The sequence below is a fragment of the Paenibacillus sp. MZ03-122A genome (genome assembly GCF_024213325.1).
In the GTDB taxonomy this organism is placed as follows: Bacteria; Bacillota; Bacilli; order Paenibacillales; family Paenibacillaceae; genus Paenibacillus; species Paenibacillus polymyxa_B.
Window position 1 is genome coordinate 119,998 of the sequence record NZ_JANAVI010000005.1, and the last position, 20,178, is coordinate 140,175.

Annotated in this window: 18 protein-coding genes, 2 tRNA genes and 1 pseudogene; 8 read left to right on the forward strand and 13 right to left on the reverse strand. The window is 43.0% G+C overall.

The features are described 5' to 3' along the window. Positions 1-15: 15 nt before the first annotated feature. Positions 16-2,349, reverse strand: a complete 2,334-nt coding sequence (locus NLX74_RS12700) for a ribonucleoside-diphosphate reductase subunit alpha (protein ID WP_025723696.1) — start codon at positions 2,347-2,349, stop codon at positions 16-18. Between the two features lie 525 nt (positions 2,350-2,874). Between NLX74_RS12700 and NLX74_RS12705 the strand changes: the two genes are divergently transcribed. The 4 genes from NLX74_RS12705 (at position 2,875) to NLX74_RS12720 (ending at position 5,710) form a co-directional block, all read left to right on the forward strand. Then, positions 2,875-3,222: an MTH1187 family thiamine-binding protein gene (locus NLX74_RS12705; RefSeq protein WP_013308518.1), complete on the forward strand. Its 348-nt coding sequence runs from the start codon at positions 2,875-2,877 to the stop codon at positions 3,220-3,222. 72 nt (positions 3,223-3,294) lie between these two features. Then, positions 3,295-3,366 (forward strand) — tRNA-Thr (locus NLX74_RS12710). 515 nt (positions 3,367-3,881) lie between these two features. Further along, positions 3,882-5,297, forward strand: a complete 1,416-nt coding sequence (locus NLX74_RS12715; protein WP_254328940.1) for a transcriptional regulator — start codon at positions 3,882-3,884, stop codon at positions 5,295-5,297. 188 nt (positions 5,298-5,485) lie between these two features. Next, on the forward strand, positions 5,486-5,710 hold the full coding sequence (locus NLX74_RS12720; RefSeq protein ID WP_254328941.1) for a hypothetical protein: 225 nt from the start codon (positions 5,486-5,488) through the stop codon (positions 5,708-5,710). A gap of 507 nt (positions 5,711-6,217) precedes the next feature. On the opposite strand, the gene NLX74_RS12725 is transcribed toward NLX74_RS12720, so the two are convergent. The 6 genes from NLX74_RS12725 to NLX74_RS12750 form a co-directional block, all read right to left on the reverse strand. Beyond that, a complete protein-coding gene (locus NLX74_RS12725) occupies positions 6,218-7,099 on the reverse strand; it encodes an ergot alkaloid biosynthesis protein (protein ID WP_336077889.1) in 882 nt (293 codons plus the stop codon). 36 nt (positions 7,100-7,135) lie between these two features. Further along, positions 7,136-7,549, reverse strand: a complete 414-nt coding sequence (locus tag NLX74_RS12730; protein ID WP_235307076.1) for a nuclear transport factor 2 family protein — start codon at positions 7,547-7,549, stop codon at positions 7,136-7,138. Positions 7,550-7,663: 114 nt separating this feature from the next. Beyond that, entirely contained in the window at positions 7,664-8,245 is a 582-nt protein-coding gene (locus NLX74_RS12735) for a TetR/AcrR family transcriptional regulator (RefSeq protein WP_235307077.1), read from the reverse strand. 164 nt (positions 8,246-8,409) lie between these two features. After that, positions 8,410-8,757, reverse strand: a complete 348-nt coding sequence (locus NLX74_RS12740) for a winged helix-turn-helix transcriptional regulator (protein ID WP_019685981.1) — start codon at positions 8,755-8,757, stop codon at positions 8,410-8,412. Positions 8,758-8,917: 160 nt separating this feature from the next. Next, positions 8,918-9,664: an SDR family NAD(P)-dependent oxidoreductase gene (locus tag NLX74_RS12745; protein ID WP_013369142.1), complete on the reverse strand. Its 747-nt coding sequence runs from the start codon at positions 9,662-9,664 to the stop codon at positions 8,918-8,920. Positions 9,665-9,839: 175 nt separating this feature from the next. Further along, positions 9,840-10,304 (reverse strand): HAD-IA family hydrolase, encoded by a 465-nt coding sequence (locus NLX74_RS12750; RefSeq protein WP_254328942.1) that lies wholly within the window; start codon positions 10,302-10,304, stop codon positions 9,840-9,842. Between the two features lie 270 nt (positions 10,305-10,574). On the opposite strand from NLX74_RS12750, the gene NLX74_RS12755 reads away from it, so the two are divergent. Then, positions 10,575-10,661, forward strand: a tRNA-Thr gene (locus tag NLX74_RS12755). A 123-nt stretch (positions 10,662-10,784) separates the two neighbouring features. Continuing rightward, positions 10,785-11,179, forward strand: a pseudogene (locus NLX74_RS12760) (transcriptional regulator); the annotation flags it as partial. Between the two features lie 509 nt (positions 11,180-11,688). Here the strand turns inward: NLX74_RS12760 and NLX74_RS12765 are convergent. From NLX74_RS12765 to NLX74_RS12780, 4 genes are all read right to left on the reverse strand, one after another. Further along, the gene (locus NLX74_RS12765; RefSeq protein WP_254328943.1) at positions 11,689-12,786 is read right to left on the reverse strand and encodes a GerAB/ArcD/ProY family transporter; all 1,098 of its coding nucleotides are present in this window, start codon (positions 12,784-12,786) and stop codon (positions 11,689-11,691) included. 28 nt (positions 12,787-12,814) lie between these two features. Continuing rightward, positions 12,815-14,041 (reverse strand): Ger(x)C family spore germination protein, encoded by a 1,227-nt coding sequence (locus NLX74_RS12770; protein ID WP_254328944.1) that lies wholly within the window; start codon positions 14,039-14,041, stop codon positions 12,815-12,817. 12 nt (positions 14,042-14,053) lie between these two features. Further along, complete coding sequence (locus NLX74_RS12775; protein WP_254328945.1) at positions 14,054-15,670, reverse strand: spore germination protein; 1,617 nt, start codon at positions 15,668-15,670, stop codon at positions 14,054-14,056. A 370-nt stretch (positions 15,671-16,040) separates the two neighbouring features. Then, a complete protein-coding gene (locus NLX74_RS12780; protein WP_254328946.1) occupies positions 16,041-16,535 on the reverse strand; it encodes a MerR family transcriptional regulator in 495 nt (164 codons plus the stop codon). Between the two features lie 173 nt (positions 16,536-16,708). Between NLX74_RS12780 and NLX74_RS12785 the strand changes: the two genes are divergently transcribed. Beyond that, positions 16,709-17,560: an aldo/keto reductase gene (locus NLX74_RS12785; protein WP_254328947.1), complete on the forward strand. Its 852-nt coding sequence runs from the start codon at positions 16,709-16,711 to the stop codon at positions 17,558-17,560. Between the two features lie 256 nt (positions 17,561-17,816). Then, the gene (locus NLX74_RS12790) at positions 17,817-18,077 is read left to right on the forward strand and encodes a hypothetical protein (protein ID WP_254328948.1); all 261 of its coding nucleotides are present in this window, start codon (positions 17,817-17,819) and stop codon (positions 18,075-18,077) included. Here NLX74_RS12790 and NLX74_RS12795 read toward each other — a convergent pair. Both NLX74_RS12795 and NLX74_RS12800 read right to left on the reverse strand, forming a co-directional pair. Next, positions 18,028-19,020: a YiiG family protein gene (locus tag NLX74_RS12795; RefSeq protein WP_069290955.1), complete on the reverse strand. Its 993-nt coding sequence runs from the start codon at positions 19,018-19,020 to the stop codon at positions 18,028-18,030. The two genes, NLX74_RS12790 and NLX74_RS12795, sit on opposite strands and share 50 nt — an antisense overlap. A 503-nt stretch (positions 19,021-19,523) precedes the next feature. Then, positions 19,524-20,042: a DUF3231 family protein gene (locus NLX74_RS12800; protein ID WP_254329110.1), complete on the reverse strand. Its 519-nt coding sequence runs from the start codon at positions 20,040-20,042 to the stop codon at positions 19,524-19,526. Between the last annotated feature and the right edge of the window lie 136 nt (positions 20,043-20,178).

Below are 20,178 nucleotides of genomic sequence, written 5' to 3' on the forward strand. Positions count from 1 at the left end.
CTTCTCTCCTTTAGTTTAGGATGCGCAGCTATCACATTCTTCAATCGTCAGTGCGCGGCTGCGTACATAATAGGTCGATTTCATACCTGATTTCCAGGCATGGATGTGCAGCTCTAAAAATTCAGTTGCTTTAATATCGGGACGTACATATAGGTTAAAGCTTTGGCCTTGGTCAATATGACGCTGACGTGCAGAAGCCATGTTGATCGAAGCGTGTTGATCCAGCAAGAAAGCCGTCTTGTAGTACCAGATGGTTTTTTCGTTCAAATCCGGTGCAGGGTTAGCAATCTTGTAAGTTGTTTTCTCTTCATAGGAAAGCAGCTCATACAATGGATCAATGCTGGCGGTAGAGCCTGCAATAATAGACGTGGAACCGTTAGGCGCGATGGCGAACAGCCATGCGTTGCGGACACCATTTTGTTTGACTTCTTCTGCAAGCTCGCTCCACTCGGACGTAGTGACAAATTTGCCTTCACGTGTACCATCCGTATAGCCACGGGAAGTGAAATAGTGCCCAGTAGACCAGTCAGAACCCTCGAATTTGGCATAACGGCCTTTTTCTTTCGCTAGCTCCATGCTGGATTTGACTGCCAGGTAGTTAATTTTTTCATACAAATGATCGTTATAGGTTACCGCTTCATCGGATTCCCAACGGATACCTTCCAGTGCGAGTAGATGATGCAGTCCAAATGTACCCAGACCGACAGCGCGATATTGGCTGTTCGTATATTGTGCTTGCAGTACTTCAATATTGTTGATATCAATAACATTATCCAGCATACGTACCTGAATCGGTACGAGGCGATCCAGCACACCTGCCGGAACCGCACGAGCCAGATGGATGGAATTCAGGTTGCACACCACAAAGTCGCCAGGAATTTTGGAAATAACGATGCGTGTTTGTCCGTCCTTGGTGACCAATTCTTCTTTTTCTACTACAGTTGCAGATTGGTTTTGCATAATTTCCGTACACAGGTTGGAGGAATATACCATACCATGGGCGCGGTTCGGGTTCGCCCGGTTTACCGTATCACGGTAGAACATGTACGGTGTACCTGTTTCCAGTTGTGACTTCATCAGGCGCTTCATGATGTCGATGGCAGGCACTGTAATACGAGAGAGAATGGGATGCTGCGACGCCTCCTCATACTTCTCGCGGAAGGTACCTGAACCGAAGGTTTCATCATAAAAATCTTCCAGGCCCAGTGGACGACCGTTGTCATCTTTCCAGCCCATCACTTTCTTCACTTCATGCGGACAGAACAGATTCCATTCACCCCGTGCTTCGACCCGCTCCATGAACAGATCGGGCAGACATACGCCATGGAACACGTCATGTGCACGCATCCGCTCGTCACCGTTGTTCAGCTTCAGGTCAAGGAACGCGAGGATGTCCTTATGGAATACGTCCAGATATACGGCAATTGCACCTTTGCGAGTACCCAATTGGTCTACGCTAACAGCTGTATTGTTCAACTGGCGAATCCACGGAATGACGCCGGAACTTGTATTTTTATGTCCACGGATATCGGAGCCACGCGCCCGTACTTTACCGAGGTATACGCCGATGCCGCCGCCCATTTTGCTAAGACGGGCTACATCCGTATTGGAGTCGAAAATGCCTTCCAACGAGTCGTCTACGGTGTCGATAAAGCAGCTGGAGAGCTGTCCGGCCACCTTTTTTCCGGCATTGGACATGGTTGGTGTAGCTGCTGTCATGTACATGTTGCTCATCGCCCAGTATGCTTCCTTCACCAGCTCCATCCGCTTGTCGGCAGGCTCTTGGTGCATCAGGTACATCGCGATGATCATGTAGCGTTCCTGCGGCAGTTCCATTACGCGTCCGTCAAAATCATTGGCCAAATAGCGCTCAGACAGCGTTAACAGCCCGATATAATCGAACAACAGATCATTTTTCGGCAATATGGAATCGCCCAACTCATCAATCTGCTCCTTAGTATAGTAGTCGAGCAGTTCTTGACGGTAAATTCCTTTTTGGACCAAATCAGTGATCAGTGGATAAAAAGCGCCGTAAGGCTCGTCTGCATAGGATTTGTAACGGCGGTGAGTAGCCGCCTTTTTATATAAGGAAGTGAGCAAAGCACGTGCAGCGGCAAATTTCCAGTCTGGTTCTTCCTTACTAACCAATTCAAGGGCAGCCATCGCAAACGCGTTGCTGATGTCATCCCCCGTGACTTCGTCCCGGCGCAGCTTGCTAGTTACACCGCGGATGAGCCGATCTTTATCCAGCTTGTCCAGCCCGCTGAGTACACGGTCGGCATATACGGAAATGCGTATTTCATCAAAAGCCAACTGGCGATTGTTTGGTTTGGTTACGAGTTGTGGCATAGGATTAATTCCTCGCTTTCCTGATTTGGAATCATACTTGGGAATAGGCATGAAAATGATCATGATGAGAAGATAATGGCGAAAAAAGCGATGGTCAGACAGCATTTGGGGGCTGTATGTAATCCAATAACATAGAAATAGCGATGCACCTGCCAATGAAGGGGGAAAAGATGGTTCCCGTACGATTTATCGGCTACATCACTATATTTAGACGTGTTATGAATATTTAACCCAACATATTGTGTATATAAACTTAAAATTTCAAATAAGTGCAAGGAGTATTATAGCAACATTCGAAGCCATACGTAAAGGAAAAGGAATGGAAAATCAAAATATGCAGAGAAGTCGCGGGCTGTATTTGAATTGAGGCAGTTTGAACGGTACAATGAATGATAGAGTGTTTCCTACAGAAACAAGCAGCATACATATGAACTATTTTTGTGAAATCAGGTTGCTCGCTCTATCGGACTGAAATTTTAGATTTTTAAAGAAGCGACGATTTTAAATTAAAGGAGGAACTTGGCGATGGCTATTGCAGAAGTGACAGTGATCCCGATTGGGACGGGGAGTACAAGCCTGAGCGACTACGTTGCCCAGATGCAAAAAGTGTTGAAGACGCAAAAAGGAATTACCTATGAGCTTACCTCCATGAGTACGATTATTGAAGGTTCGTTGGACGATGTGTTCACCGCCATTGCTGCGCTGCACGAAGCGCCATTCCTGTCTGGAGCTAAGCGTGTTTCCACCTCGGTCAAAATTGATGATCGCCGTGACAAGCCTTCCTCCAGTCACCAAAAGCTCCGTTCCGTCGCAGAGAAACTATCTGGCACCGCGACAGGAAATGTTACCGAACTAAATCCAAATCCTAGTTGAAAAAGTGATGTAAGTGATTGATTTTTATGTCACTAAGAGTATAATAGTTTTTGTTGTCAGTTACACTGACCTGCTGGTGTAGCTCAGGGGTAGAGCAACGCACTCGTAATGCGTAGGCCGGGGGTTCAATTCCCTTCACCAGCATTCTATGAAACTCAAGCACAGCGCGGCTTCCAAGCTTTTTGGAGGTCGCGCTTTTTTGTGATTCTGGGCAATCTTCTAACAATCTTCTAACCTTTAGTATAGTAAAGTGGTTTTTTCAGTGTTCATGAGTTCCCTGTTATGAGCGTGTCTTAGATCATAGAAACGATTCCGCGGAAAGTCAGGGTGCTCTTTTACGATTGTGTCCAAAATACGATAGTAATGTCGTGCATTCGGTGCAGTGATTGCTTACATTCTGGCTGAGGCTTATGTGGATGGTAAGTCGGCTGACAGTCCAACTACAGATAATGAGGAATAATCACAAGCGTTTGGAAATACGAAACACCCTGCTGGCTTAATGTCGGTGGGGTGTTTTTTTGTTTACAGGGGTGCCCTTATGACAAACGTGGCTTTTCCACATGATTCGCAAAAAAAGATATTGACAACCGTTAATTACTGGACAAAAATAGTAAATGATTATAAAATACTGGAATTTCTATGCGAAGGGTGGCTATGGCATGAAGCATACACCTACGATTCGAGCAGAATTAGACAGATACCTCCAACAAGAAGGATTGAGTTTAACACAATTTGGTCATATTGCGGATATGAATAGGGGAGCAGTAAGTGCTATCGTGACAGGAAACAAGCCTTTGTCTGTTAACCAACTGGATCGAATTACTGAGGCTATGGGTTTACCGGAAGGTCACTTTTATGACTTGTTCATAGAAAACTACATCATCGACCATCCTCCGAATATGAGGCGAATCGAGCCATTTTTGTTTCGCTGTGCGGAGTTGGACAAGTTGGATGCGATCCGTCGAGTAGTGGGAGCCATCATGGATAATCTACTGTATTCACCCAAGCTATTTGAAATTGCAGAAGAATTATTGTCGCAGGAAAAAAATGCGGCTGCATTGTTGCTCTATGAGGGGGTAGCTGAAGCGGAGAAATATCAACATTCTGAGCGTTTGGCAGTCTGTCAATATCGTATATTTACGATTCAGATTGGAGACGACCAAACCCAAAATCTCCACGCTGCTGCGATACTTGAAGCTTTTGTTGAGCGATTGAATGAAATAGACCAACTTGACGCATTGAAGGACTTAGCGAATTTGTATCGTTCATTGTGTAAGTGGAACAAGGTCGATGAAATGGCAAGAAAAATGAGAGAAAAAGCGGAAATCCAATATACAATTAAACATCAACAGAAGAAACGAGAGTGTGACGAACCTGCTAAGAAGTTAAGTCGGCCCATGTTTGTGTACATCACATATGCCGATTTACTATGTGCAAGTGTCTGCGAAGCCCAAGGCGATTATCAACAAGCTCTAGAATATACATATGCCTACACTGATTTAGATTGGGTATTGGAGACAGACGAAGATACTTTATATTGGCTAAATCTTTATAAGGATTGGGCGAAATGTAATAGTTACATTTATAAACTTTTGTCCGGTGATACAAGTGTGCTTCCAGATTATGTTGAATACATTGCCAAATCAAAAGTAGATAAAGAAATGGTAACTAAGATATTGAACGTACTGCTTGCAGCTAACCAGTATCAACTAGATATAGACGATATACTTAGACGTTTTGAAACTATAATTAATTCGTTTACTCAACAGGTGCAGCCATCAATGGATATGTATACTAGGCAAGTTATACCAGAACAATATGCACGATTTGGATACGAGTTAGCTTATTATTATTTATATAGAGGATCATACGGTGATGGCTTTAAACATTTGATGTATGCAACGGTACAGTCACATATAATAAATAACGAAACTTATTTTATAAACTGCATGGGGCTATTCGTGAAGTTTAGAACACATGCAGTTCCTGAGTTCAAAGAAGAGTTTTTAAATCTTATTGAAAAGGTGTGGTTAAACAATGTTGAGAAAAATGGTTCTTCTGATCGTCGCAGCTAGTTTTTTATTTATTGTGAGTGGGCCTAATCATGCTTATGACCAGCACCCTATTCAGCTTAATGCTACCGTTGGAGGTTCCTAAGCTTAGATAAACAAAACAATCCCCGCTAACCTTAACTGGTTGACGGGGATTTTTTTATTGAAGGAATTACTACACCGTTCAGCGAAAGAATTATCGAGGTGATAGCATGAATCATACATATAGGGTGTTAAAGTCAGACATAGAACAACTATTTGCAGCTGCATTGAGTCAAGCAAGAGTGTACGTTGTTCAGTCGTTGAGAGAGGATATGGTGTCGGTTGTAGATTATGGTGGCACTATAGAAAAGTTTTCGCCTGATTCAGTCAAGATTGCCGGAGCGTATTACATACGGAATCAATTTGAATTTAGAGTGGACAAAAAGCTCTGCTAACCTTAAGGTCCGCATAGCCTTTTAGATGAAAATTGTTTACAGATGTGCATTCAAGGTGCTCTGAATCCACTTTTTAAATGTTCGCAGAAAATAAAGTTTTGATAACTACAATAAAAGAAACAACGGTAGGCTAGGACGAGAAAATATGCCCTAGACTGTCGCTGCTTCATCTGTTTCATTGAACTAACGTATCCCGTTAGCTTAATCATTTATCAATACGAATTCAATTAACTTTCTATCTATTTCTGCGATATCACTAATCTCCGATGTACCATCTCAAAGGATTTTTGAAGAAGTCAGGTCCATGAAAAAATGGTTGAAATCTAAACTTCATTAGGCCTTTGAATTCAGCAGTGTAAATATTTGAATAACACCTGCGGATTGTCTCTCATTTTGGCCGCTTGCATCAATCCGTATCGTGCAAAGAACAAATACCGTGTCAGTACCTTGCAGATCCCGGTGCCAGCGTGCGCCAATTACGAATTAATCCACGCTGTTTGAGTTTGGCTAAAATGTCATAGTATTGGTCAATTCCTTCATCCAGATGTTTGCGTGTCTCTGTGCAAATTGTTGGAAAGAGACAGGTGCTTTTCCAGTTACCCTCATTACAGTATCCGTACTTAGATCTTCCGCTCCTTCCTCGCGAATTTTACGGTCGAGTCTGGACATGATTTCAGCATAATCCTTACTTATCCCTGCTGCTAACCAACTGCGGGTCAATTCATCATCAGATATGGATTGGTGTATAACCTTTCTTCCCGTTACTTCACTAATAATTCGACTAACGTCATCATATGAAAGAGAATTCGGTCCCGTAATGATATGCTCGGTATTATGTGCATCCTCATCAATAAGTGCTCTAAAAGCGACTTCTGCGATGTCTTCAGCTGCGACAAAACCAACTTTGCCTTGTCCTGTTGCGCTAATAATCAAATCCTGTTGTGAGATGGTCGCTGCATGCTGACCTTCGGTGAAATTTTGCATGAAATAGGAAGGCCTGAGCACGGTCCATTCCGGCGCTAATTTCTTCAATAATTGATGAACAGGACCAAATACCGGACCTTCCTCAGGAAAGGATGCGCTGCTGAGAAATACAAACCGACGTACGCCCTGTTCCAACGCCATTTTAATAAATGGTTTCATTACTTTAATGGGTTCTGGATCCCCCACTGGCGCAACCAAATACACTCGTTCAATATGATGCAAAGCAGGGAGAAACGTCGAACTGTCGTACCAGTTGAAATGGACTTGTTTCTCAGGGGCTGTAATGGCTTCGGCATTCCTCATGGTAATTTTATAGGAATATCCCTGCTGATTCAGCCTTTCTACAATTCTTTTTCCTGTCTTTCCTGTTCCGCCTGTAATAAGTATATTTCGTTGATTCATCATTTTATTTTATCTCCTTTTAGATATCAGTTTATAAACCTAAGCTTGTACGGCTTCAAGTAAGACGATTGGATTCCAATAATCCTTAAAAAGCGTTATCTTTCCATCTTTTATATGGAATATGGAAATATACTGCTGCCGATACGGTTTATCTGTTCCTGTCATTACTGCATCGCATGTATATTCGGCAACCATTTTATCATTAGTCACTAACAGATGTGGAGAAGAGAAAGAGAGGATTCTCACTTGTTTGAACAGCTCATAAACATATTTACGAATCTCTTTAATACCAACCAGCCTTTGAGTATAACCCGCTGGAGCATAAGGAAATTCAACAACGGCATCTTCACTAAATAGCGCGAACCATTGATCAAAATCCTGCTTTACTAAGCTACTCTGAAATCCCTTTAGAATTTCGATTGCCTGGGCCTCAAGAAAATATCCACTTGTCATATTCATCTCTCCTGTTTGTAGACTGTTTAGTCCGGAATAATTAAAAAAATAATATCGGACTATTCAGTCTGTAATTTCGAAAAATAATAATGAAGCCATGATACAGCTCCATTATTAATCCAAGGTAGATAAACTTACCGTGACGTAATCATCCATAACATTGGAGTCACTCGTCATCTTGGCCAATTGGGTCAAAGAGTATCTTGCAAAATTCAAGTAACGCGCCAAGGCTCGCGGGTCTCGGTCACTCTGAATTTCTCCATTCTCCTGGCCCCGAACCAGAGCTGTATAAAAGGCTTCTTCTAGCGTGTTCAAATCTTTTAATAAAAAAGCTCGGATCTCCATGTCATGAGGCATCTGATCAATAGCAGAAAAAATAATAAAGCATTCCTTTTGACGATCCTTGTCCATTAATACCTTTGCTGCTTCATGAAATACATAAGCTATCCCCTGCTTTGCAGATTCAGAGGTCTCTAAGTACTTCATGGCTGCATTACTCTTCTCATTAACATAATGCTTAAGAGCAAGAATAAACAAGTCTCTTTTTGTACCATAAGTGTCGTATAAACTTTGCCGGGCAATACCGAGTCCTTTTAACAGCTCAGGCAATGTGGTCCCTTCATAGCCGTAATGTCCAAATACTTCCATAGCTTTATGCAGTACTTCTGTCGTATCAAACTCTTTGTTTCTTCCCAATTTCATCCTCCTTTGATCATCATTATATTTTTTCGAGACTAAACAGTCAAGAAAATAATTTCTTGCAGACATACACAGATAAACGACAAAAACTTATATACTTCAAACAAAAAAGCCGCTAAAATAGCGACTTCAAATGGGACTATGCTCTTGTCCCCCGACAGTTAATCCAGATACAAAATCTCAATCTCGCCCGGAGCGAAGGATTGCTCTGCGTAATTCCCCCCCCAATCACAAAGCGATCTCAAAATGGGTTCAAGTGATTGACCCAGTTCCGTCGTTGAATATTCCACCTTAGGCGGTACCTGATTGTACATCTTTCTGCGAATTAATCCGTCTGTTTCCAGTTCCCGAAGAGTTTGAATCAGCATCTTTTGCGATATATTATGAACGAGTCGCTTAAGCTCTCCCGTCCGTTTAGGTCCTTTTATTAAATAGTACAGAACAAGCCCCTTCCACTTTCCTCCGATAACCTCTAGTGTAACTTCCAGTTCACAGAAAAATGTTTTCATATCAATGCACCATCTCCCGATCTAAGAATATCCCCTTCATGTATCGCTTGATCCTTCAAGGATCACTGAAGGAAAAATTGAACGTTACATGGAGGGGATAATACAATCGCATTTAAGTTGATTTAAAAATCTTTGTCGTTTGAAAATTATTATGTCCTGGTTAAACTTGAGCTACTCCGCCATCTACGAATAATTCAACGCCGTTCATATAGCTGCTTTCATTAGAGGCTAGGAACATGACAGCATTGGAGATCTCTTCAACCTGCCCCACTCTGCCGAGCGGAATATCATTTTTTGCCTGTTCAAGTAAATGATCTAGTTCAGAGCCAAATAACTCATCGTACGCTGGCGTTACGATTGTTCCCGGACTAAGGATGTTTATACGAATTTCGGTCCCTCTCATATCAAGAATCCAGCTGCGGACGAGCTGTCTGATCGCTGCCTTGGATGCACCATAGATACTAAACGCTGGCATCCCCGTCGAGCCAGCAGTGGATCCCGTTAGAATAATCGAACCTCTTTTATTTGGAAACAAAGCTAATGCCTTTTGTACTGTAAAGATGGTTCCTTTCACGTTGACATCGAAAGTCTTGTAGTATTGTGCTTCTGTAATTTCTCCTAATGGAAGAAATGACCCTAGTCCGGCATTTGCAAAGAGAATGTCCAAGTGTCCCTTTTCTCGCTTAACTGTTTCGAATAAAATATCTAGATCTTCCGATTTAGATATGTCACCTCGGACACCTGTAACATTCTTTCCGATCTGCTTTACTGCTTCATCCAGTTCACGTTGTCTGCGTCCCGTGATAAAAACGTAAGCCCCTTCTTTTACGAACTGTTGTGCCGACGCGAGACCGATGCCGCTTGTACCTCCGGTTACAACTGCTACCTTCCCGTCAAATTTCCCCATTCTATTACACTCCTTTTATAATGATTTATATGGTATAGGATGCTCTGTCTGCTTCATGAACCTCCTATGAACGATAGTATGGGGGAAAAGTTACAAGAAAAACAGTACCCACTTTTTTGTGATATAGTCACCAAAAAGTGATAATTGAGGCGGCACAAGCGTTTGTTTTTACAGCCTAACAGATGGAAGTGAGCTCCATTAAGTTTGAGATTGTATATGTGCTTTTAATTTCTGCCGGACTTATTTGTCCGGTTCTGTTGACCCAACAGGTGTCAATGCCCGACTGAAGACCACCTTTGATATCCGTATTTAATGAATCTCCAATGACAAGCGCATCCTTTCTATTAAATTCTGAAATATGACTTATGGCGTAATTGAGAAATTCTTCCTTCGGTTTTTGATAACCAATGCTTTGCGAATCAAAGATATCCTCGAAAAACTTATATAGCCCAGACTGCTTCAAGCGTTTGATTTGCGTGTGAGTGATACCATTCGTGATTACGAACATTCGATGGGTCTTTGATAAGCGATGACAGACATCCATTGCGCCTTCCATATGCAATTGGTTTCCATCTCCCAACAATTCTCTATACAAACCTTCCCATTCCAAGCCGACCACGATTTCCCCCATTCTCAACATTGTAAAAGAGGGCTCCATTAATTACTCACCACATGATACCACGTATTTGAACTATCCTGCCCGTTAGCTTAACGTCGCGGTTCAGTCTACAGTTTTCAGCAGGCGACCGTAGGATGCTGCTATGAAGGATCTGGAGATGAGACGGAGGGACTTGAGACCATTAAGGCATCTGCCTTGTACTTGTTGCCTCAATTATTTTCTTCTACCAAATCTTCTACCGAAATACGGATATCTGTAATACCTGACGGAACCCTATTTATTGTTGGACAGGCTATAGGAGCTTTGTAAAACCCATCAAAACTTTATTTCAACGCACTCGTAATGCGTAGGCCGGGGGTTCAATTCCCTTCACCAGCATAGCTATCAACTCAAGCACAGCGCGGCTTCCAAGCTTTTTGGAGGTCGCGCTTTTTTGTGATTCTGGACAATCTTCTTTGTTTTTAGAAAATATGGAATTTCTATGCGAAGGGTGGCTATGTCATGAAGCATACACCTACGATACGAGCAGAATTAGACAGATACTTAAAACAAGAGGGCATGAGTCTAACGCAATTCGGGCATATAGCAGGCATGAATAGGGGATAGTAAGTGCTATTGTGACAGGGAATAAGTCTATGTCTGTTAACCAGATAGATCGCATTACTGAGGCTATGGGTTTACCAGAAGGCTATTTTTATGATCTATTTATAGAGAACTATATCATCGACACCGCACTGAATATGAGACGAATCGAGCCATTTTTGTTTCGCTGTGCGGAGTTGGACAAGTTGGATGCGATCCGTCGAGTGGTGGGAGCTATCATGGACAATCTACTCTATTCGCCCAAACTATTTGACATTGCAGAGGAATTATTCGCACAGGCACGAAATGCGGCTAATGGTAAAAGCGCATATACTAAATAATGAGACATATTTTATAAATTGTATGGGGTTGTTTGTGCGTTTCAAAGCCCATGCGGTTCCTGAAACCAAAACAGAGTTTTACAATCTCATTGAAAAGGTGTGGTTAAATAATGTTGAAAAAAGTGGTAATGTTGATGGTACATTTTCGCCACACGACCTTCCGTAGAAGAAGTATAGTTGCAACGAGACTTCCCTAAAGGGTGTACTTCAATGATATGGAGGTCTTTTACTTTTATGTTAGAACAGAAACAGCTATATTATCGGCTGCCATCTTCTTGTGCCTATTGAGCTATCGTTTCCCTCTAGCTCAATAGTAAATGGTTAATTACCTGCTTATTAACTAAAGGAAAAAATGGGTTATTATCCAAGCTTGTATCAATACACTGATATGCTTGACTTCTGGTATAGACATGCACATTTCTACTTCTACTGACCACTTCAACCGGTGCGTAAAATCAACATGCTCATGACTACAGTAGCTGCTAACTATAAGCCCTTCTCTTCTTCTTCCGAATTAGCATGGTCAGGAAAAGGAGGACAGGCAGAGCAATTTGAAAGATAGGCCAGACTTGAACCAAGGCTACATGAAGACCGAACCACAAAAATTCGGTTAACCTAGGAGATAGAAACGTAAGAGAGTATATGATGATGCTTAGCAACAGTAACGCAGGCTTATATCTAAAGGGGGTTATCGTTTGAAACCCTATGACGGCACCAAACATAAAACCAGCCGTTTTGATTCCGAGTCCAATAAATAGAATCATCGTAAACAGGACATCAGCTCTCTCAACGATCTTCGGTAGCTCAATTAGTTGAGTAACCTCAAACAAGGGATAGGTGCTTGATGCTGCCCAATCTGGACCTAGAACAAGGACTGATAGTTCATTCAAAACGATAAGGAACACAGCAGTGAACCAGTAAACAATGATGATCGATCGCTTTAACTTACGTTTATCCGTGACGATCTTGAATAGCACAAGAAAAAGAACCGTTTGACCGAAAGGAAAAGACACGATCTCGGGAATGGCAGCCTTCAACACGGGAGTTAAACCGCTCTCCAATACAGGAAACAAAAACTCTAAGTGAATAAGTCCAGTAAAAAGAGTAAGTAATAGTAAAATGCCGTAACCAAACACCAACAGAAGCAAAAATATATGACATAGAAGGAACCAGACTCTCGGTCCAAACCACACCACATCGGCACAGACAATTAACGCTATAAACGTAATAACTTCGGTAGGGGTTCTGTTCAGCAATGTCAATGCGCCGAGCTCACCCATGTCCCTGACATTCCTGGAAGCTTCATAAGCAAAGTAACCGATGAACAAAAGTCCCCCCAGACTACCTATCCATTTTCCCCAATAATGGCATAGGAGCTCGTACAAATCTCGATGTGGATCAAGTTTATGCATGTATAAATACATGATTAGCAGGACGAAGCCCGCAAGTGCACCGATCAGCATGGCTAGCCATGCATCCTGCTTGGCTTTAGCTCCCAATAGGAATAATGTTGTACTGCCAACCTGAAACAAGGAAAAAGCGATAGCTAACCCGGATACCCTGGTGACGGTTTCATTCATACTGTTTAGGCCCCTTTTTACAAATAGGTTAGGTTTGACTTCCGATATGCTTCTGCAGGAGTCCAGGACGCTGAATTCGTGCATCTACTCGAATATCCAGTTCTATCTTTTTGAACTCCTGCTCCCAGTCTTCTTTCACCGTCTCCCACTCCCTTGGGAACCTTCGGTGAATCCGGTCAGCAAAACCAGTTGCATCCACGCCCAGTTCCTGGAGTTTATCCCAGCCCTCATTTATCGTTCTGGTCACTTCTTTTCCAATCTCTCTTTCCATATCATGTATGGTTTTTGTCTTGGAAATATCCTTAGTGCATGTGCTTTCATTTAAAGTTCCGTTAATTTTAACTCTAACCTGCATGGTGTAATGAAAACTCGTTTTTCTGGGTATAAGTTTTACATCTGCAGAATTTACTGTTAGAGAAGAGTGCATTTCCCTACCGAGTTGTTCGCTACATGGGAACGAAATTTCGGTGTTGTTAACCTTTTGGGACAGATAAGATACTCCCAGACTCTCTTCCTTGTCGAGAAATCCTTTAAGCTTTCCGTTTTGAAACACCCCCAATTTAGTCAATGCCAGCTTGAGCGGGGTCGAGGTTTTTTTAAATACATCCAGACTCTCTGTTTCCTTCTCGTTCTCATGGTCTCTCTCTCCGATTAATTCGGCGACTGGTACCCCAATGGATTTGGAATCCGAGTTCATGCTTAATACGAAATCATAAACCCTAACTTTCGGAAACAACGATAAACTATCGCTCTCTTTGTCGATCAATTCAGCCATGGCGGCGCCTTGAAGTTTTTCAGGAGGCAATAATTTCTTTATTAGATCGGATGCTAGTCCATCCGTTATAATTATAGATACCATTTCTCTCGCTTCCGTATTACGAAGATAAAAATCGATTATACGATCCATTCCCTTCTCAGCCGCTCTCTTACCGATATATATAACACGATTATGTGCTATGTAGATTCGTCTTGATGTTTCCAAATTGCTGTACGATAATGCCTGGTTATAGGTTTTGGACTTTATAGAGAATACATGGGATGCGGGTTGGGAAGAGCTTCCCGATCCTCCTCCGGTTCCACTTGCAATGGCGGAAGGAACAATAATCTGATAGGACATCATCCACTGTCCGTCGTCCATCATATCTACTCCTGTAGCCGCAGTTACCCACAGCTCATTCAGTTCGACTCGATTCCAGCAACCCGTCAAACTGAATAACACGACCAGGACCATAAAAAACCTTCCTAATTGGGACATACCGGTTCCTCCTTACGCCATGGGATCTCGGCCATGTTCCCCTGCCTGTTCTGCAAATGATTCCTGTTCCGTTGCCTGCCTTACTGGATTGGAATCCCCAATCATTACCGGTCGTTTCTTCATCTTCCACCAAGGTACACGCACAAACAGGTCTTTCATATTGCTCTTATAGAAAGGTGCGATCGGTACCATATAAGGAACGCCGAACGAATTCATAGATACTAATCGAACGAGGATGGGGACCAAGCCCGCCAAAACGCCGTACAACCCAAATAAACCCGCTAACAGCATGAGTACAAACCTGAGTAAACGAACAGCCCCCGCCATATTGATCGCAGGTAGCACAAAGTTGCATATAGCCGTGAATGATACTACAATCACCATAGCTGCGGAAACCAATCCCGCCTGAACGGCAGCTTGTCCAAGAACCAAAGCCCCAACAATAGAGATTGCAGGCCCTACAGCACGCGGCATTCGTACTCCTGCTTCGCGGATAACCTCGAAGGTCAGCTCCATTAGCATTGCTTCAAGCAGGGCGGGCAATGGTGTATTCTCTCTCTGTGCAGCCAGAGTGATAAGCAGTGTTGTAGGCAGCATTTCCTGATGAAACGTAGTTGTTGCAATAAAGAATGAGGGTAATAGCAATGCCAAGAAAAAGGATGCCATCCGAACGATCCGAAGAAAAGATGCCAAATCATATCGCTGGTAGTAATCCTCACTGGATGCGATAAACCGAAAAAGGGTTACGGGAGCAATCAGCGCAAATGGGGTCCCATCAACCAATATCGCTACCAGCCCTTCAAGCAAGCTACCTGCTACAGAATCCGGGCGCTCGGTGTTATGAATGGTTGGAAATGGTGTCCATACCCCATCTTGAATAAATTCCTCGATATATCCACTTTCGAGAATACTGTCAGTGTTGATGGAGTCTAACCGTCTGGAGATTTCCTTAACCACCTCCGGATCTGCAATGCCTCGAATATATGCCACCGATACCTTTGTCTGCGTATATGATCCGATAATTCGAGAATCAAAGTGGAGTTCAGTTGATTTGATCCTTCTCCGAAGGAGTGCGATATTGGTGGATATATCCTCCGTAAACCCCTCTTTAGGGCCGCGAATTACTGTCTGCGATGTTGGCTCCTCAACCGCTCTTTTAGCCCCCCCGCTGATAGAAACAGCAAAGGCCTTGGTGCTGCCTTCGACAAGGAGAGCCACCTGTCCATAAAGAACGGCATGGATAAGTGCTTGCTCATTTTCAAGGCAAGTGATGCCTCCAATAGGAATACGATCCATTAACCAACTTTCAACATTACGATCAGAGAGATCCCCATTTCGAATACCTGCAGTGAGCTCCTCCAGCAGTGTCGTTAAAATTTGCTGATCAATCAGGCCCTGAAGAAAAGCTACAGCGAGAACCGGATTACCCTGTTTATCGTTCAAGCAACGAAGAATGAAATCCGTGCTATGTCCTATTTCGTGCTTCAGCATGGTCACGTTGTCCTTAAGCGTACCACTGAGCTCTTTGGATAACTCATTCGATTTTTCGTCATTAACTGGTTTAGGACTCTTGCCATTTTTGGATCGTGAAGGCTGTTTAAACAGCCATTTTTTTAACTTATCAACCACAGCAATACAGTTCCCTTCTAGTTAGCGGTCAATTGTAATATGCTGCTATTCCACGATTTATATGTACGGAACTTGTCAAAAGATGCTTGCATATCAATTCATTGCAACTATGATTACAATTGCGGAGGCCCCTATTGCCTAACGACGCATTGTAGTCTACTTAGAAAAAAGCAACACATTGCTTTTTCGAATTGCATACCGTCCAGGTTCCATAAAATAAGTTTTAGACTGACTCTAGAAATTGAAACAGCGACAGCAAAGGACGAAGAAAATAAAGCCCTAGACTGTCGCTGTTTTCATTGAACTAACGCCTCTGTGTTAGTGCAATCTAGACTGATGTAATCTTGTTCATCCTAAGCCAACCAGGAGTTTAAAAAAGAGTATTTTCTTCGAGCAGTTGTGTTTCACGTAGATCTTTAGCCTTCCGAACAGAGGGCGAGTAAAAAACGTCACTATGCATATGCTGAATTTTATCCCAGTTGCCAGGATTGGTCGTGTCTGGAGAACGGTGCTCCAGAATGGCCTGATATAGGGCCGTTTTTTGTTCCAAATGGGCAACGTGCTGTTTGGCTTCTTCGAGCTTAACGAGCGCCGCTTTCTTATGCTCCATCATGAGTGTGTAGCGTTGCGGAATGGTCGAATCCCCTTCGAGACAGAAATCGACGTACATTTTAATGACTCCAATCGGCATCCCGGATTGCTTGAGACATTTGACGCCATGTAACCAGTTGATCGATTCTTCGTCGAACATCCGAATGTTGTTTTGATTGCGCTGTACGCTTGGTACTAGGCCTTTATCCGTGTAAAAGCGTACAGCGTGCTCGGTGAGTCCCGTTATTTGGGCGGCTTCTTTGACTGTATACATGTGGAATCCTCCTTGGAAAAGTAAATTTTTTTGAAGACGGCTTGACTTCGTGTAACACGAAGGCGATAGGTTTATTGTAATGCAGGTCGACCGTAAGCGGAATCCCACTGAGGTGTCCGATTTCCCAGTTCCGCGGCCGTTTGCTTTACATTTGAACAATGGGAGGAAATAGAATGCAAACCGTGACATTAAACAATGGTGTGAAAATGCCGATTATCGGCTTTGGTGTCTACCAAGTTCCAGATGTTGAAGAATGCGAGAACGCCGTATATGAAGCGTTGATGGCTGGTTACCGCCTGATCGACACCGCCGCCGGTTATCTGAATGAGGAAGCGGTCGGTCGTGCGATCAAGCGCAGCGGCGTACCGCGTGAGCAGCTGTTCATCACGACCAAGCTATGGGTTCAGGATGCCAGCTATGAGAGAGCCAAGCTAGCGTTTGCCAAATCCTTGAAGAAGCTGCAACTCGACTATCTCGATCTGTACCTTATTCACCAGCCGTTCGGCGATTACTATGGTGCTTGGCGTGCGATGGAAGACCTGTACCGCGAAGGCAAGATTAAGGCGATCGGTGTCAGCAACTTCCTACCCGACCGCCTTATGGACCTCATCGTTCATAACGAAATCGTGCCCGCCGTCAACCAGATCGAAACGCACCCGTTCTACCAGCAGACAGAGAGCGCAGCTTTTATGAAAGAGCAGAGAGTTCAACATCAGTCGTGGGCCCCGTTCGCTGAGGGACTTAACAACATGTTCAGAAACGAATTGCTGGTCTCGATCGCAGAAAAACACAAAAAATCCGTCGCTCAGGTCGTATTGCGCTGGCTTGTTCAGCGTGAAGTCGTTGTAATCCCAAAATCGGTGAGAAAAGAGCGGATCGTTGAAAACTTTGACATTTTTGATTTTGAGTTGAGTGCGGACGATATCGAACAAATTTCGACCCTCGATACGCGGGAAAGTCTTTTCTTATCGTACCGCGACCCGGAAGTCGCCAAGATGATGGGCAACTGGAGAGTCGATCTGTAAGCCTTGAATCGAACCGTAAACTGATCACGCGTTTATCCTCATCTATAAAGAAAGGACAGGGCGGTCTGAAGTGAACCCTGTCCTTTCTTTACTTGAATTGACCCTTGGATTCGCTTTTCTGCTTTATAATGATGTCATCTTTGGCTTAATCATAATAAAACCTCCTATTAGAGCAATCATTTAGGGTTCTCTTCTGTAATTGAATCGCCAATGTTTTTTAACACTTTTAAATCTTATTGAAAAGGTGTGGATAAAAATGTTGGAAAAATCGGTACTGCTGCTTATTGTGGCTAGCTTTTTGTTTATGGTTAATGTGCCGGATCAAGCTTTTAACCACCATCATAGCATTCCCCCTCAAGTTACCAGTGGAGGAGTTAAAGCAAAAGCTCTGCTAACCTTATGGTTGGCAGAGCTTTTGCGTTACCGGAACTCCGTATTTGTTTTCGCAGCCCCTATCGTAGATTCGCTTAATTTATTTCATTATATCGTTCGACTGCCTTGCTTAGCTTATAATTGAAATTCTCAGGTGTGCCATCCGTAGTGTTCAGGAACTGGCCGTTCAGGTCAGAATCAGATACAGGTTCCTTCTTATTGATACGTTCAATGACTTTCGAAGCAGCCGCTTTTGCCTCAGTGGCTGAATCAACATAGTTCCTGATACTAAAGCTGTTAATCCCTTCTTTTTGAACTCGATTCTTGTCTTTTGAGATTGTCATGAGCGCACTCAGATCTGCGGTCATAATGTCGTATTTGGCTTTAAACTTCGTCATATCAAGCTGCAGCACATTGTCGGCGGTGATACCCTGCTCATCCATTTCAATGGCCGTAGCCTCGGCATCTATCATGAACTTCAAGGCATTATACCTGATCTGCTGGTCTGAATCCTTGAGTTTTTGCAGTTCAGCCAGACGTTGCTCGTTACCCAACTTTTGCATAGCCGTGAAGTATTGTTTGGAGACAGTCTCGTAAGCGAGATTGGCACTTACCAGCTTGGTATGCAGCTGTTTTCCTTTTGCGAAATCATCATCCACGTAGCCCTTTGTATCATAGTAGGCTTTCATCTCGTCGAGGACGGACAACAGATCATTGATGACTGGTGTCAGTTTGATCACTACGGGGTCTGCGTTCGCAAAAGCAGGTTGGCTTGCGGTATAGCCGTTCGCTTTATCAATAACTTCCCGCTCAGTTTCAGCAACGCCGAGCATGATGAAGCTGAAGTTCTTCTCGATTACAGGCTGTGTATCAACTCCGAACTTCTCGAAATAATGTACCAGAACCTCATTGATTCTGCCTGTCATCAAGTTATTCAGCCTCACATACGCATTGTATTTTTCGATCTCTTTGCTCTCGCCGGACGTAACACCTGCAGACGCTTGATCCACGGTGGATGTAATGGCAGAACAAGCGGACAACATTGCACCTAACATGATAATGGCAATAAAGAATGATAGCTTTCTCAAAATAGTGATTCCTCCAACTGAGTAATTTAACGTGCTTTTCTTTTGTAAGATGTCTGAATAGGAGAGAGAACAATTGACCTCTTCTGGTCGATTAAATTCCCTCTTCGCCGCATATCAATGTTGATTGTGAACAATCTATTCAATTTTAAAATTATTTGGTGAATAGGTCTTGAGACTTGAGTAGCATATATTGGAACTTCCTGCTCGTTAGCTTAACGTCGCCGTTCAGATTAGTCGGCAACTTTTTAGCAGGATGCTGTAATATGCCAGCTATGTATCGAAAAGGTGTGGATGACCAATGTTGAAAAAAATGGTACTGCTAATTATCGCGGCTAGCTTTTTGTTTATTGTTACTGTGCCGGATCAAGCCCTTAACCAGCCTTACGTTACCATCGGAGGTGCTTAAACGTAAGCAGAGCAAATCCCCGCAAACCTTAACTGGTCGGCGGGGATTTTTGTTGAACGATCTAAGGAACAGTGTGTTGAAGAATTATGCTGGAATTTTAGGCTTTAACTGGTTCAGGTCTTTTTAATTGAAGAGGGGGAGGTATTAGCCACCCCTTTTCTTTGTTCATTTTTAGAATACGGACTCCAAAAGCAGTCTTAGTTAGATGATATTTCGCAAATAAAGCCCCGATGTCTTCTCTAATGGATTGACCCATAGCTTGGCTGCAAGACGTCAATCCCACAGAGGTATCTAATGCGATTTTAGCTGCAATTTCGGGATCAGTAAACCTTGCACCAACCGGGATATCCTCAAGTTTCACAGGCGGTCTTTCAGGCAAAATAGGAGCTGGGGCAATTCCATTATCAGTAAGCATTGCGTCGCATTCTTGGATTTCTAGTTTAGCTTGATCAATAAGATCATCCAGTACTTTTTTGAGCTCTTTGTCTCCTGCGTGGTTTAAACATGCTTGATAAAATGAAACGCTGCCTTTCGCTAACGCTGAAAACTGCCACACACTATAAACTTCTCCGTAATGCATGGGCTCGTCTTTTGGATTCCCGCTTAGGATACCCATTATAAAAACCACTCCTTTTTTAATTTTAATGATATACAAATTTATGATTCCCAGTAGTGAAGATTTAATGTGTGTATACGAAATAAGTTCTACTGGGCATGCTAAATACATTAAAAAATTGATTGCAAACACAAAT